Annotated in this window: 15 protein-coding genes; 8 read left to right on the top strand and 7 right to left on the bottom strand. The window is 66.0% G+C overall.

Translation table 11 applies throughout. From position 1 onward, the window contains the following. From WAN02_RS01770 to WAN02_RS01780, 3 genes are all read right to left on the bottom strand, one after another. Nucleotides 1-318: hypothetical protein (locus WAN02_RS01770; protein ID WP_422262268.1), on the bottom strand; the 318-nt coding region annotated here is incomplete at its 3' end. A gap of 216 nt (nucleotides 319-534) precedes the next feature. Continuing rightward, nucleotides 535-771 carry a hypothetical protein gene (locus tag WAN02_RS01775; RefSeq protein WP_422262270.1) on the bottom strand — a complete coding sequence of 79 codons (237 nt, stop codon included), beginning with the start codon at nucleotides 769-771 and terminating at the stop codon, nucleotides 535-537. 92 nt (nucleotides 772-863) lie between these two features. Further along, nucleotides 864-1820, bottom strand: a complete 957-nt coding sequence (locus WAN02_RS01780) for an SDR family oxidoreductase (protein ID WP_422262272.1) — start codon at nucleotides 1818-1820, stop codon at nucleotides 864-866. 67 nt (nucleotides 1821-1887) lie between these two features. Between WAN02_RS01780 and WAN02_RS01785 the strand changes: the two genes are divergently transcribed. Beyond that, nucleotides 1888-2649, top strand: coding sequence for an SHOCT domain-containing protein (locus WAN02_RS01785; protein ID WP_422262274.1), 762 nt, complete (start codon nucleotides 1888-1890; stop codon nucleotides 2647-2649). On the opposite strand, the gene WAN02_RS01790 is transcribed toward WAN02_RS01785, so the two are convergent. Both WAN02_RS01790 and WAN02_RS01795 read right to left on the bottom strand, forming a co-directional pair. Then, nucleotides 2646-3269: an MBL fold metallo-hydrolase gene (locus WAN02_RS01790; protein ID WP_422262276.1), complete on the bottom strand. Its 624-nt coding sequence runs from the start codon at nucleotides 3267-3269 to the stop codon at nucleotides 2646-2648. The genes WAN02_RS01785 and WAN02_RS01790 overlap by 4 nt on opposite strands. Continuing rightward, nucleotides 3269-4354, bottom strand: a complete 1086-nt coding sequence (locus WAN02_RS01795; RefSeq protein ID WP_422262278.1) for an S-(hydroxymethyl)mycothiol dehydrogenase — start codon at nucleotides 4352-4354, stop codon at nucleotides 3269-3271. The genes WAN02_RS01790 and WAN02_RS01795 overlap by 1 nt, the downstream gene beginning before the upstream one ends. Nucleotides 4355-4393: 39 nt before the next feature. Between WAN02_RS01795 and WAN02_RS01800 the strand changes: the two genes are divergently transcribed. Continuing rightward, entirely contained in the window at nucleotides 4394-5227 is an 834-nt protein-coding gene (locus tag WAN02_RS01800; protein WP_422262280.1) for a serine hydrolase domain-containing protein, read from the top strand. Nucleotides 5228-5346: 119 nt separating this feature from the next. Next, nucleotides 5347-5859: a DUF3145 domain-containing protein gene (locus WAN02_RS01805; RefSeq protein WP_422262282.1), complete on the top strand. Its 513-nt coding sequence runs from the start codon at nucleotides 5347-5349 to the stop codon at nucleotides 5857-5859. A 48-nt stretch (nucleotides 5860-5907) separates the two neighbouring features. Here the strand turns inward: WAN02_RS01805 and WAN02_RS01810 are convergent, their stop codons facing one another. After that, entirely contained in the window at nucleotides 5908-6816 is a 909-nt protein-coding gene (locus WAN02_RS01810) for a diacylglycerol kinase (protein ID WP_422262284.1), read from the bottom strand. A gap of 44 nt (nucleotides 6817-6860) precedes the next feature. Continuing rightward, a complete protein-coding gene (locus WAN02_RS01815; protein ID WP_422262322.1) occupies nucleotides 6861-8441 on the bottom strand; it encodes an FAD-binding oxidoreductase in 1581 nt (526 codons plus the stop codon). 41 nt (nucleotides 8442-8482) lie between these two features. Between WAN02_RS01815 and WAN02_RS01820 the strand changes: the two genes are divergently transcribed. The 5 genes from WAN02_RS01820 to WAN02_RS01840 all read left to right on the top strand — a co-directional run bounded on the left by WAN02_RS01820 (nucleotide 8483) and on the right by WAN02_RS01840 (nucleotide 13697). Next, nucleotides 8483-9046, top strand: coding sequence for a TetR/AcrR family transcriptional regulator (locus tag WAN02_RS01820; RefSeq protein ID WP_422262286.1), 564 nt, complete (start codon nucleotides 8483-8485; stop codon nucleotides 9044-9046). Next, nucleotides 9043-10578, top strand: coding sequence for a glycerol-3-phosphate dehydrogenase/oxidase (locus WAN02_RS01825; RefSeq protein WP_422262288.1), 1536 nt, complete (start codon nucleotides 9043-9045; stop codon nucleotides 10576-10578). Before WAN02_RS01820 ends, WAN02_RS01825 begins: the two co-directional genes overlap by 4 nt. A gap of 51 nt (nucleotides 10579-10629) precedes the next feature. Beyond that, nucleotides 10630-11250 carry a TetR/AcrR family transcriptional regulator gene (locus tag WAN02_RS01830; RefSeq protein WP_422262290.1) on the top strand — a complete coding sequence of 207 codons (621 nt, stop codon included), beginning with the start codon at nucleotides 10630-10632 and terminating at the stop codon, nucleotides 11248-11250. A gap of 75 nt (nucleotides 11251-11325) precedes the next feature. Further along, nucleotides 11326-12945: an FAD-dependent monooxygenase gene (locus WAN02_RS01835; RefSeq protein ID WP_422262292.1), complete on the top strand. Its 1620-nt coding sequence runs from the start codon at nucleotides 11326-11328 to the stop codon at nucleotides 12943-12945. After that, on the top strand, nucleotides 12942-13697 hold the full coding sequence (locus tag WAN02_RS01840; protein WP_422262294.1) for an SGNH/GDSL hydrolase family protein: 756 nt from the start codon (nucleotides 12942-12944) through the stop codon (nucleotides 13695-13697). Before WAN02_RS01835 ends, WAN02_RS01840 begins: the two co-directional genes overlap by 4 nt. Nucleotides 13698-13754: the final 57 nt, after the last annotated feature.

Genomic DNA, 13754 nt, shown 5'->3' on the forward strand with positions numbered 1-13754 from the left:
GGCCTGGTCGGAGGCGGATGACGATTCCGGAATCATGCCGATTCGTCCTGGTGAATACGACGACGAGCCGGCAATCGGCGCCGTTGCGCCGCTACGTGCACGACCGCGACGTGACCTCGGGCCCGAACCGGTTGTCACCGGGACGAGCCAGGACGCCTGGTACCGCCGACCCTTGGTGGTGGCGATGGGCACCGCGCTGGCGGTGCTCGCCATCGTTGCGGCAGTAGTGATGGCCATTCGGTACACGTCTGGCAATGCGCCGGCGCCAAGCATGAGCACGACACCGGCACCGGCGACGTCGTCGGAGGTCAGAGACACTCAGGCTCCGAGCAGCAACCCGCCGTCGTCAACCGCGCCGGATACCAGCACGGCTCCGTCGACGACCAGCGAATCTCCAGCGACGACAACCACAACCGGGGCTCCGTCGACCACATCCACGACTAGTCAGCCGGCCACTACCACCACGCAGGATTCCGAGCGGCCAGACCGGCCGCGTTTTCCGCGGGACCGCAACGGCAGGCTCTTCCCAGGTCGCTAGCCCGCGTCTTGCTGCTGTTCGGCCTTTTTCTGCTGTTCGTCCTTGCCGAACTTCGGGTTGCCGTCATCGTCCAGCCACTCGTTGATCGCGACGCCGGTGATGGTGTTGTCGGTGCCGGGCAGGGCCACCGTCTCTCGCTCATCGTCGTAGGCCGCCTGCATGCGCTGGACCTCTTCCTTGCCCTCTTCGCTCAGCTCAGGCGTGTCTGTCTGGGTCTTTTCGTCGGCACTCATAAATCTCCGTCCTCATTGCGACCCGTGAGTGGGCGCTTTACGAGGGCTACCCGATGCATAAGTGCCCAAACGGCGCGGCCGCGCTGTTGGACTCAGTTCGGCTCGGGATAACTGGTCCCGGTGAGCTGTTCGGAGATGTCCCACAGTCGCCGGCTGGCGGCATCGTCTCGGGCGCGCGCAGGCACCTTAGCGGCGGTCACACCGCCGCCGGCCGCCTCGTAGATGCCGCGTGGCCCGTAGTAGCCGCCGCCTTCGGCCTGCGGGGAGGTTGCCGCATAGAGGGCGGGAAGGATTCCCTCGTCGATTTCCTGCCACAGGAACGGCGCCAGCCGCCACGACGTCGTGTAGAGCCGCTCCATCAACGCCGGTTTCGTGCGCCCGTGCGACGGTCCGCTGATCTGCAGGTTGGTTTTGGTCAGACCGGGGTGCGCGGCGGTAGACACGATGCCCCAGCCGGCGGCGCGGCTGCGGCGATCCAGCTCGCGCGCGAACATCAGCACGGCCAGCTTCGATTGCCCGTAGGCCTGCATCGCCGAATAGGACTTGTCGAATTGCAGATCGTCGAAGTGGATGCGGCCGCTTTGACGGGCCGCCATGCTACTCAGCGAGACGACCCGCGCGTTGTGGGCGGCCCGCAGCAACGGCAACAGATGCGCTGTGAGTGCGAAGTGGCCGAGGTGATTGCTGCCGAACTGCAATTCGAATCCATCGGCGGTGGTGTCGCGTTTCGGCGGGGTCATCACGCCGGCGTTGTTGATCAGAATGTCGATCGGCCGGCCCTCGGCGTTGAGTTGCTCACCGAGGGCGGCGACGCTGGCCAGCGACGCGAGGTCGAGCGATTTGATGGTCAGGCGGGCGTCGGGGACGCTGGCGCGAATCTCGTCGATCGCGGCCTCGCCTTTGGCGCGATTGCGGATCGCCATGACCACGTCGGCGCCCGCCGCCGCCAGCCGACGCGCGAGCCCGAACCCCAGCCCGCTGTTGGATCCGGTGACGACGGCCAGCGTTCCCGTCAGATCGGGCACATTCGCGACTAGATCGGGGGCCATGAATTCCCTCCTCTTTGATGCCCGATCCTAGTGTGCGCATTGCGGGCGCCGGTGACACACTTCGCAGATGAGCAGCGAAGCGCCCGCAAAGCTAACGCGAACTCTCACCATCTGGATGATGGTCATCGCGGTGCCGGGCTTCATCGTCACTTTGGTGCTCAACGCGTTCTTCCTCGACCACTACGACGCGTACGGAGAAGTGCCCGTTCCCGGTTCGGCCAGCTTGCACCTGCCTGCCGGCGAGGTGACCATCAGCCTGCACACGGTGGTGATGGGTGGCCCGAACGGCGGCGGGCTGCCCGTCCCGCAGTTGGGCGTCACGATCGACCCGCCGAGCGGCGTTGCGCAGCCGGCTGTCACGGAAAACATCGGCAGCACAACGACGGTCAACAATGACGCGCATGTGCGGGTCTGGGTAGCCCAGATAACGGCCGAAGGCGACTACAACATCACCACCGACGGCAAGGTCAACGGTTACATCGACCCACGACTGGCCTTTGGCCACGGCAGTTCGATTGGATTCCTGGTATGGGTTTTCGTCGGCATGTTCGTGGTCGGCCTGATTGGGTCGATCGTGGCCTCGAACTGGCTGGGTCGCGTTCGCCGCAACGCGGCGCCGGCCGCGGGTATGGGAATGCCCGGCTACGAGTTTCCCATCGCCCCGTCACCGCCGGTCGTGAAGCCAACGGTGAACACCGTCGTGCATGAGCCCAATGCCGAGGGTGTCCGGTTGGAAAGACTCAAAACTATTGCGGCGCTGCATGACTCCGGTGCATTGACCGACGCCGAGTTCGAGGCTGAAAAGCGCAGGATCCTCGACGGCGACTAGTGGCCGCGGGCCACCCATTCGTCGTAGTGCACGATTTCGTCGCCGATGCTGGTGGTGTCGCCGTGGCCGGTGTAGACGACGGTGTCGGCGGGAAGGGTGCCGAGTCGGCCCGAGATCGACTGCAGGATCGTGGGAAAGTCCGAGAAGGACCGCCCGGTGGCGCCCGGTCCACCGGAGAACAGTGTGTCGCCGCTGAAGACGGCGCCCAATTCCGGGGCGTGCCAGCACACCGACCCGGGGGAGTGCCCTGGGGTGTGCAACGCCCGCAGCTCGGTGCCGGCCACCTTTATCGTCTCATCGTCTGACACCGCGCGAAAGTTCTTGTCCGGGTGCGTCATCCGCCACAGCACATCATCGGCGGGATGCAGCAGGACCGGCGCGTCGAGTTTTTCACCGAGTTCGGGAGCAACGGTCACGTGGTCATTGTGGCCGTGAGTGCAGACCACTGCCACTACGTTGCGCCCGTTGACCGCCGCCACGATCGGTGCGGCGATGTGGGCGGCGTCGAAGACCACGACGTCGGAATCGTCTCCGACCAGCCAGATGTTGTTGTCGACTTCCCAACTGCCGCCGTCGAGTTCGAAGGTGCCGTGGGTGACGATGCGCTCGATGTTGCCCATCACAGCATCACCACCGAACGCAGCACCTTGCCGTCGTGCATCTTGTGGAACGCCTCCTCGATGCCGTCAAGGCCGATGCGCTCAGACACGAACTTCTCCAGCGGCAACCGGCCCTGCAGGTAGAGGTCGATCAGGGTGGGGAAGTCGCGTTCGGGCAAGCAGTCGCCGTACCAGGACGATTTCAGCGCGCCGCCGTGCGAGAAGAAATCGACCAGCGGCATGTCGAGCCGCATGTCCGGTGTCGGAACACCCACCAGCACAACGGTTCCGGCGAGGTCGCGAGCGTAGAAGGCCTGCTTCCAGGTCTCCGGTCGCCCCACCGCGTCGATGACCACGTTGGCGCCGAACCCGTCGGTGAGGTCTTGAACGGTTTTGACGACATCCAGGTCGCGGGCGTTGATGGTGTGGGTGGCGCCGAATTTGCGGGCCCAGTCCAATTTGGTGTTGTCGGTGTCGATCGCGATTATCCGTTTGGCGCCGACCAGCGCCGCCCCGGCGATCGCCGCATCGCCGACGCCGCCACAGCCGATCACGGCGACGGTGTCGTCGCGGGTGACCGCGCCGGTGTTGATCGCCGCGCCGATGCCGGCCATCACCCCGCAGCCCAGCAGACCGGCCACGGCCGGGTCAGCGGCGGGGTTGACCTTGGTGCACTGGCCGGCAGCTACCAGCGTCTTGTCCGCGAACGCGCCGATCCCGAGCGCCGGTGTCAGCTCGGTGCCGTCGGTGAGTGTCATCTTCTGCTCGGCATTGAACGTGTCGAAGCACAGCTGCGGCCGCCCGCGTTTGCAGGCCCGGCACTGCCCACAGACCGCGCGCCAGTTCAGGATGACGAAATCTCCTGGCTCGACGGCGGTTACGCCTGCGCCGACGGATTCGACGGTGCCCGCGGCCTCATGGCCGAGCAGGAACGGGTACTCGTCGTTGATGCCGCCCTCGCGGTAGGTCAGATCGGTGTGGCAGACCCCGCACGCGGTGATGTCGACGACGACCTCGCCCGGGCCGGGATCGGGGATGACGATGTCGACCAGCTCGACGGGTTCGCTCTTTTGACGTGAAATCACGCCGCGCACTGTCTGGCTCATGGGCTTCAACCTAGCGCTAGGTCGGTAGGCTGCTGCGCGATGGCCGGACTCCCCGCACTCCAAACACTCGACGACTGGCCGGTGTCCGCCGTGGCCGCCGCGGTGGTCGGACCCGCCGGTGTGCTGGCCAGCCACGGCGACACCGAACGGGAGTTCGCCTTGGCGTCGGTGACAAAGCCTCTGGTGGCACGTGCCGTGCAGATCGCGATCGAAGAAGGTGCGGTGGACCTGGATACCGCGGCCGGTCCGCCCGGATCGACCGTCCGGCATCTGCTGGCCCATGCTTCGGGGCTGGCGATGCTCACCGGGCAAACTCTGGCTCGACCCGGCACCCGCCGGGTGTATTCCAATTACGGGTTCGCGGTGCTGGCCGAGACCGTGCAGCAGGCGTCCGGCATCGAGTTCGGCCGCTACCTCAGCGAGGCGGTGCTGCAACCACTGGGTATGACCGCCACCCGGTTGGACGGCGGCGCCCAAACTGCCGGTTACGGCGCGACGTCCACGGTTGCCGATCTGGCGGCCTTCGCCGGTGACCTGCTGTGCCCGACGACGGTGTCGGCCGAGATGCATGCCGAGGCGACGACCGTGCAGTTTCCCGGCCTCGACGGCGTGTTGCCTGGCTATGGGGTCCAGCGTCCCAACGATTGGGGGCTGGGTTTTGAGCTCAAGGATTCGAAATCACCGCACTGGACCGGTGCGCACAACGCGCCGGGCAGTTATGGCCATTTCGGCCAGTCAGGCACTCTGATCTGGGCGGATCCGGCCGCGAAGCTGGCGCTGGTGGTGCTTACCGACCGGGATTTCGGCGACTGGGCGCTGCCGCTGTGGCCGGCCATCTCGGACAGCGTGCTCGCCGCGTATAACTCGGACTAGCGCAACATAGGCCTCACAGGGCACAATAGACACGCAAGGCACATAAATTGTTATAACTGCTCGTCGGATTCACCAGGTCGTTGGGGAAGACGTCCCTCGTGGAGCCGAAGGAGCAACAAATGCGTGCGTCGAACCAGTTTGCCGACGTGACGACAGGCGTGGTCTACGTCCATGCCTCGCCCGCTGCGGTATGCCCGCATGTCGAGTGGGCGTTGTCGTCGACCCTTGCTTCCAAGGCGAACCTGAAGTGGACCCCGCAACCGGCGATGCCCGGGCAGCTGCGTGCGGTCACCAATTGGGTTGGTCCGGTGGGCACCGGCGCCCGGCTGGCAAACGCCTTGCGTTCGTGGACGGTGCTGCGGTTCGAGGTCACCGAGGACCCCAGTGCGGGCGTCGACGGAGAGCGGTTCTGCCACACGCCGCAGCTCGGGCTGTGGAGCGGGGCAATGAGCGCCAACGGCGACGTGATGATCGGCGAGATGCGGTTGCGGTCGATGATGTCCGCGGGTGCCGATGCGCTGGCCGCGGACCTGGATTCGGCGCTGGGCACGGCCTGGGATGAAGCGCTCGAGGCATATCGCGATGGCGGCGACGGCGCCGAGGTGTCCTGGCTCAACCGTGGAGTTGGTTAGCGTGGTGATCGCAAGCGCGACATAGCCGCGCGCAGCGGGTCACCACCATCAAATCCGCCGCAGGAGACGCAGCGCACCCGGCACCACGGAGATCTGGGCGGGCAGCGCGCAGGCATAGTCGCCGTCGGCGTAGACGTTGATGCCCCGCGATTCCACCTCGATAGTCGTCGCCCGCGCCGTCGTCACCTCTTCGAGATCGACGTGCGTGCCTTTGTAAACGGTGGGGAAGAGACGGATCAGCTGGGTCCGCGACCCGGAGTGCACCATGGTGACGTCGAGTTGGCCGTCGGTGGGATCGGCGTTGGGGCAGACCAGCATTCCGCCGCCGTAGCTGCGGGTGTTGCCGAAGGCCGCCAGCGTCAGATCAGTCACGATCTCCTCGCGCCCGTCGAGCACCAGCCGGAACGGCAGCAGTCGTAGCTGAGAGAGTTCGGCGAGCATGGCGAGGTTGTAGCGCATCCGGCCACGCGGCCACCGCATCCGATTGGCCCGGTCGGTGACCAGCGAATCGAAGCCTGTCGCTGCGACGGTGCCGAACCATTTGGTCGCGCCCTGGCTGTCGCGAATCTGGCCCAGGTCGATGGTTTCGGTCCAGCCATCGGCAACGATGTCGGCGGCGGTGACGGGATCTTTTGTCGGCAAACCGAATTCGCGAGCATGATCGTTGCCGGTGCCGGCGGGGATGATGCCCAGCGGAGTGTCGGTGCCCGCTAACCCTTGCAGTGCATCGGTGATCACGCCGTCACCGCCGACCACGACCAGCGCGTCAGTGCCCTGGTCGACGGCGGCGTGCAGCAGTCGGCGCGCGTGTTCGGCGTCGCTGCCGACGATGGCCACCACATCGACGCCGCGTTGTTGCAGCCGAGCGACCGCCTTCTCGGCGGCGTGCGGCGCGTTTCCGTGTCCCGACGCCGGATTGGTCAGGACTGTCACCCGGCCAATCTCGCGGCGCGTCACATGCCGCTCCTCCTCATCGCCTCGCTCTGCATCGTCGCGGCGCGTCACGGGATCAGCTTGCCGGGGTTGAGAATTCCCGCGGGGTCCAGTGTCGCCTTGACCGCCCGCAACACCTGCACACCCAAGTCGCCCACCTCTTCGCGCATCCAGGGTCGGTGGTCGGCGCCGACGGCATGGTGATGGGTGATCGTCGCGCCGGTGGACACGATCGCATCGCACGCGGCGATTTTGGCGGCACGCCATTGCTCGATCGGGTTGCCGCGCTGCCCCGCGACGACCGTGAAGTACAGCGAGGCGCCGGTGTCGTACACATGCGAAATGTGACACAGCACCAGCGCCGGCGTGCCCGATTCGGCCAGCGCGCCCGTCAGCGCAGCGGTGACGGCGGCTTTCAACGTCGGGATGTTCGACCAATCGGTGGCCGTCTCGAGGGTTTCGCAGAGCGCGCCGTTGGCCAACAGTGCGTCGCGCAGGTATGGCGCGCCGAACCGGCCGCGCTCCCAGGCCCGCGCCGGAGCCTCGCCCAGCGACGTGCCGCCCTGGGCCGCCATCAGCGCCCGGGTCTCGGCATGTCGGCTCTCGGCGTGCGCCTCGGTGCCTTCGAAGACCGTGATCGCCAGGCAGCCCCCGGTGATCTGGGCGTCGCCGATGGAGTCGGTGGTGGCCAGGTTGACACCGGTCTCAGCCTCGTCGGACAGCCGGATCACGGTGGGGCCCGCGGCGGCTTGGGTGACCGCGCGCAATGCCGCCGCGCCGGTGGCGAAGTCGGGGAACGACCATGCCTCGTAGCGGGTGGACTGGGGTGCGGGGTGAACCCGCACCCGCACCCTGGTGATCACGCCGAAGACGCCCTCCGAGCCGATGACCAGTTGGCGTAGATCCGGTCCGGCCGCCGACTGCGGTGCCCGGCCGAGGTCCAGCACGCCGGCGGGCGTGATCGTGCGCAATCCGCGAATCATGTCGCCGAACCGGCCGTATCCCGCCGAATCCTGACCCGACGAGCGGGTCGCGGCATAGCCGCCGAGGCTGGCGAACTCGAAGCTCTGCGGAAAATGCCCGAGCGAAAACCCGCGCGCAGCAAGCAGTTCCTCGGCTTGCGGCCCGGTGACACCGGCCCCGAATTCAGCTTCGCCGGACACCTCGTCGAACCCCAGCAGCTGGTCGAAGCGCCGCAGATCCAACGACACCGCTGCCGCGAACTCGCCGCGGATCGGATCGAGGCCGCCGACCACGCTGGTGCCGCCACCGAACGGAACGACGGCGATGCCATGCTGCGAGCAGTACCGCAGGATCGCGGCGACCTCGTCGTCGGTGCCGGGCAGCAGCACCGCGTCGGGAGCATCCTGAAGACCGGAGTCCTTGCGCCGCAACAGATCCAGGGTCGACTTGCCGCCCGCGCGCAGCAGTCGGTCCTGATCGTCGACGCGGCAGTGGTCCGGCCCGACGATGGCGGACAGTGCCTCGCGGTCGGTTGTGGTCAACGCCGACGGGCGCAACTGCACCTGATCGGCTTCGAGTGCGGCTTCGGGTGAGCTGGTCATGCCCAGGGCCTGGGACAGCAGCGAGCGGATTCCCTCCGAGAGCGGTTTGGCTTCGTCGGGATCGCCCCAGGCATTCCACTTCATCGGGGGTAGCAAGTTGGCAGACATGCGTTACAGTATTACACATGCTGTCAATCAGTAATGCGCCGGTGCAGGACCGGATACTCGCCGCGGCTGCCAGTTGCGTCGTCGATTTCGGCGTCGAGCGCGTGACGCTGGCCGAGATCGCGCGGCGTGCCGGGGTGAGCCGCCCGACCGTCTATCGGCGCTGGCCGGATACCCGCTCGGTGCTCGCAGCGCTGTTGACCAGCCACATCACCGAAGCGCTGGCCGAGGTTCCTATTCGCGGCAGCGGTCGCGCGGCGCTTGTCGATCGGGTGGTCGCGGTGTCCGAGCGCCTGCGCGGCGACGACCTGGTGATGGCGGTACTGCGTTCGGAGTTGGCGCTGGTCTACATCGCTCAACGGCTTGGCAGCAGCCAGCAGATGCTGATCGATGCGCTCGCCTCCGACCTGCGTGCCGCGCAACGCGAGGGCACCGTGCGGTCCGGCGATCCCCGCCAGCTGGCCGCGATGGTGTTGCTGATCACCCAGTCGACGATTCAGTCGGCTGAGATCGTCCGCCCGATCCTGAACGCCGACGCGCTGGCCACCGAACTCGCCTACTCGCTGAATGGATACCTGTCATGACATCGACTGCTCTGAACGCTGCTCGTCGTAGGGCCGACCTGAACGCCCTGGCCGATGGCGCGCCGATCGATGTCGTGGTGATCGGCGGCGGTATCACCGGCGTCGGCATCGCTTTGGATGCGGCCTCGCGGGGCCTGCGAGTGGCGTTAGTGGAAAAGCACGACCTTGCCTTCGGTACCAGTCGGTGGAGCTCCAAGCTGGTGCACGGCGGGCTGCGCTATCTGGCGACCGGCAATGTGGGGATCGCCCGCCGCAGTGCCGTCGAACGCGGAATTCTGATGACGCGCAACGCCCCTCATCTGGTGCGGGCGATGCCGCAGCTGGTCCCGCTGCTGCCGTCGATGGGCCGGATGGAGCGGGCGCTGGTGCGGGCCGGATTTCTCGCCGGCGACGTGCTGCGCAAGACGGCGGGCACACCCGCATCCGTTTTGCCCCGCTCACAACGCATTTCGGCGCAGCACGCCCTCGAGATGGCGCCCGCCGTTCGGCGCGACGGCCTCGACGGCGGGCTCTTGGCCTACGACGGGCAACTGATCGACGACGCCCGGCTGGTGGCTGCCGTCGCGCGAACCGCGGCACAGCGGGGTGCCCGGATCTTGACCTACACCGCGGCATCCGAGGCCACCGGGAACTCGGTGCGGCTGACCGATCAGCGCAGCGGCGAATCCTTCGACATCTCGTCGCGCGCGGTCATCAACGCCACCGGGGTGTGGGCGGGGGAGATCGACCCATCGTTGAAGCTACGGCCCAGCCGCGGCACCCACCTCGTCTTTGATGCCAAGACGCTCGGCAATCCAACGGCGGCGCTGACGATTCCGATCCCCGGCGAACTCAATCGCTTCGTCTTCGCGATGCCCGAGCAACTGGGACGGATCTACTTGGGGCTCACCGACGAGGATGCCCCCGGGCCGATTCCTGATCTGCCGCAACCGACATCGGGCGAGATTGCGTTCCTGCTGGATGTGGTGAACACCGCGCTGGGCGTCACGCTGGAGCGCTCCGACGTGATCGGCTCCTATGCCGGACTGCGGCCGCTGATCGACACCGGAGCCGGCCGCACCGCCGACGTATCCCGCGACCATGCCGTCGTCGAATCGCCGGCCGGGTTGATCAGCGTGATCGGTGGCAAGCTGACCGAGTATCGGCACATGGCCGAGGACGTGCTCGACCGCACCATACAATTGCGGGAACTCGACGCCGGCAAGTGCCAAACCCGAAACCTGCCATTGGTCGGCGCGCCCGCGAATCCTGGGTCGACGACCGCGCCGATGGCCGGGCTGCCGGAATCGCTGTTGCTGCGCTTCGGGGCCGAGGCGGCCAACGTGATCGCCACCGCAGCATGTGAGCGGCCCGCCGAACCGGTGGCCGACGGGATCGACGTGACGCGTGCGGAATTCGAGTACGCGATCACCCACGAGGGTGCCCTGACGGTCGAAGACATCGTGGACCGTCGCACCCGAATCGGCTTGGTGGCCGGCGATCGCGAAAGAGTCACCGGCGCAGCCGAGGAACTTCTGTCGCAGTTCGGCTGAAGTGGCGCGATACCATGAAGCGGAACTAACCCGTATCGGTCAGGATGGATCATGGAGCAGGCGGCCAGCACCCCGCGTCCGGCACGAAGCCCGGGGCGCCTCGATCGGTCGCTGGACGCGACCATTCTCGACGCCGCTCTGGCCGGGGTGGCCGAGCAAGGTTACGACCGGTTGAGCATGGATGACATCGCGTCCCGCGCCGGTGTCGGGAAGGCGGCGATATACCGTCGTTGGCCGTCGAAGGCCGTGGTGGTGGCCGATGCGATCGCCCACTGGAGACGGCGACTCGGACCCGTCGAGCCGCCGAACACCGGGAGCCTTCGCGGCGACATCGATGCGCTGATCGCAGCCGTTCCTGACCTGAATGACGCTGATGTCAGCACAATTCAGGTCATTGTCGGCGTGGCGACCGCCGCGATGCACAATCCTGTCTTGGCAGCTGCCTTGGACGACCTGGTGTTGTCTACTCCTCGCCAGGTGGTCCGGGCCGTGCTGGACCATGCGGTGGCTCGCGGGGAGATAACCGCCGGCCGCGATCTGAGTCTGGTTCCCGACGTGGCCCTGGGTCTGAACGTGCTGCGGGTGATGACGGGACGGCCGATCGACCGGGTGTACGTCCGGCGCGTGCTCGAAGACGTGATCTTGCCGCTCGCCGGCGCGTCGGCGCCCTGACAGTTGCGCGCTCGTTCCGTAGGTGCCACGCTGATCTAGGCGGAACTAGTTAGTTCCGTCTGAAAGGGGAAGGCAATGAGCGTCGTACGTGTTCCGGTCCTGATCGTCGGCGCGGGGGCCGCCGGACTTGCCACCTCGGCGCTGCTCGCCAAACATGGGGTCAGCTCACTGCTGGTGGAAAAGCGGCGCGAGATCTTCATTTATCCGAAGGCGCGCAATCTCAGCTTTCGCAGCCTGGAGGTCCTGCGCGGTCTGGGCCTGCGTGACCAGGTCCACGCCGTCGCCGACCGAGTCTCCGACATGGTGGTCAAGCCGACACTGAACAGTGCGGAAGAAGAGCTGGCCATCGACATCGACGCGTTTTTCGCCGGCCTGGACCAACTGAGCCCTGAGCGTGCCGTTCAGTACTGCCCGCAGAGCAGCCTCGAGCCGATGCTGCTCGCCGAAACCCGGCGGCGTGGCAGCGAAGTGCGCTACGCGACCGAGTTGCGTTCGTTCGAACAGGACGCTGCCGGCGTCACAGCGGCGCTGCGTGATCTGGATTCCGGTGAGGACCACACGGTCCGGGCAGACTTTCTGATCGGCGCCGATGGTGTGCGCAGCAAGATCAGGGAATCGCTGGGCGTCACAACGTCGGGATATGGGGCGTTGCCGATCTTCGTTGTATTCATCTATTTCCGTGCACCCTGGAAGAGGTTCGTCCCGCATCTGAAGGAAGGCGATGGCGTTCAGGTCAAGAATCCAGACATTGACGGCATATTCCTGGAGGCCAAGGACGACCTCGGCATGTTCATCACCACGTACTTCCCTGACAAAGGGGAGACAGCGGCGCAATTCACGCCACAGTTCTGCAGCGAAGTGCTCACCAAAGCCGTCGGCGAGCAGATCGATATCGAGATCATCGAGGCCGCGGCATGGCAACCATACGAACAGGTAGCCGACCAATTCCAATGCGGGCGAGTCTTTCTGGTCGGCGACAGCGGACACACCATGCCGCCGTTCAAAGCCGGGGGAGCCAACACCGCCATCCAGAGCGCGCACAACCTGGCCTGGAAGCTGGCCGCAGTTCTGGGTGGAACGGCCGATGCAGCGTTACTGGCCAGCTACCACGCCGAGCGGCATCCGGTCGGCCGGTTCGCCGCTCGTCAGTCGCTGACCGGGCCGACGGTGGCCTTGATCGATCTGGACGACCAGGGCCCGGGATTACCGCCGGAAGAAGAGGCGTCGATGTTCTCCTTGCTGGTCGGTTACCAATACCGCTCGGCCGCAGTCGTTTCCGATCAGCCCACTTCCGACGATTCAGACGCCGTGTCTTTGGTCGACGAATTGGGTGGCCAGCCCGGTAGCCGCATCCCACACGTCTGGGTGCAGCAAGGCGCTGAGCGTGTATCGACGCTCGATTTGGTTGGCCACGACTTCACCCTGCTCACCGACGACGACGGCGCGCCATGGACCGAGGCTGCCGCGTCGGCGTCCGCCGCCTTGGGCATCCCGATCACCGTCCACCGGATCGGGTCCGCGGGCGACGTGCGAGATCCCGACCGCGCCTGGCTGCAGGCCGCGGGAATCGCGAACGGCGGTGCTCTGCTGGTCCGCCCCGACGATTTCGTCGGCTGGCGGGCCGTGACTCTTCCGCGATCGCCGGCAGACGATCTCCGCCGGGCGCTATGTCAGATTCTCGGTAGGGCGCCATGACGGACCCGCACCGGCAGGGTCTGCCGCGCGAAACGGTGGTCTGCCTGGGTTCCAGCACCACGGCGTCGAAGGGAACCTACAAGTGGATCGACGAGCTGGAGAATCGGCCGCACAACAAGCGATTTCGATTCGTCAACCTGGGTGTGGGCGGAGATCTGTCGTTCAATACCGTGGGCTTGCTCGATCGCGTGGTCGCCTTACAACCGGATCGGGTGATCGTTCTGATCGGGACCAATGACGTCATGGCGACCGTGTTCCCGAATTTCAGGCGATTTGCCCGGGTATGGAAGCGACTCTCAGACGAGCCGTCGCCGGCGCGGTTCGAGGAGAACCTCTACTTCATCGTGCGCAAGCTGCGGCGGGGCGCCAATCCGAGGATCGGGCTGAGTTCGCTTGCGCCACTGGGAGAAGATCCCCATTCGCAGGACCCCGTCCAAGCACGGCTCAACGACTTGATCACCACCTACAACGACATCATCGCCAACGTCGCGTCGAACGCGCAGACGGACTACATTTCCTTCAACGAGTCTTTCCAGCGACAACTTGCCCGGGCACGCACTTCTAAAGCGTTTACCCACTTCGCGATTCGATCCTTCTACCGCGATTATGTGTTTCGGGAAATGATTCTGCGACGAAGCTTCGATGAGATCTCACGAATGAACGGGTGGGACTTCCATATCGATGGCATTCACCTCAACAGCAACGGCGGGCGAATCCTCGTCGAGGTGGTGCAGCAATTCTTGGACTCCTGAGAGACCGCACGGTCTCAAGCCTGTCATCACGTGACTGTTGACCAAAATCGACTTCTG

Origin of the sequence: Mycobacterium sp. (genome assembly GCF_049281135.1) — a bacterium.
GTDB lineage: Bacteria > Actinomycetota > Actinomycetes > Mycobacteriales > Mycobacteriaceae > Mycobacterium.

Coding starts and splice junctions, on each gene's coding strand:
- WAN02_RS01790 (WP_422262276.1), bottom strand. CDS start 3,269: ATGGGCAACATCGAGCGCATCGTCACCCACGGCACCTTCGAACTCGAC.
- WAN02_RS01835 (WP_422262292.1), top strand. CDS start 11,326: ATGAGCGTCGTACGTGTTCCGGTCCTGATCGTCGGCGCGGGGGCCGCC.
- WAN02_RS01785 (WP_422262274.1), top strand. CDS start 1,888: ATGAGCAGCGAAGCGCCCGCAAAGCTAACGCGAACTCTCACCATCTGG.
- WAN02_RS01815 (WP_422262322.1), bottom strand. CDS start 8,441: ATGAAGTGGAATGCCTGGGGCGATCCCGACGAAGCCAAACCGCTCTCG.
- WAN02_RS01840 (WP_422262294.1), top strand. CDS start 12,942: ATGACGGACCCGCACCGGCAGGGTCTGCCGCGCGAAACGGTGGTCTGC.
- WAN02_RS01795 (WP_422262278.1), bottom strand. CDS start 4,354: ATGAGCCAGACAGTGCGCGGCGTGATTTCACGTCAAAAGAGCGAACCC.
- WAN02_RS01805 (WP_422262282.1), top strand. CDS start 5,347: ATGCGTGCGTCGAACCAGTTTGCCGACGTGACGACAGGCGTGGTCTAC.
- WAN02_RS01825 (WP_422262288.1), top strand. CDS start 9,043: ATGACATCGACTGCTCTGAACGCTGCTCGTCGTAGGGCCGACCTGAAC.
- WAN02_RS01775 (WP_422262270.1), bottom strand. CDS start 771: ATGAGTGCCGACGAAAAGACCCAGACAGACACGCCTGAGCTGAGCGAA.
- WAN02_RS01800 (WP_422262280.1), top strand. CDS start 4,394: ATGGCCGGACTCCCCGCACTCCAAACACTCGACGACTGGCCGGTGTCC.
- WAN02_RS01830 (WP_422262290.1), top strand. CDS start 10,630: ATGGAGCAGGCGGCCAGCACCCCGCGTCCGGCACGAAGCCCGGGGCGC.
- WAN02_RS01780 (WP_422262272.1), bottom strand. CDS start 1,820: ATGGCCCCCGATCTAGTCGCGAATGTGCCCGATCTGACGGGAACGCTG.
- WAN02_RS01820 (WP_422262286.1), top strand. CDS start 8,483: ATGCTGTCAATCAGTAATGCGCCGGTGCAGGACCGGATACTCGCCGCG.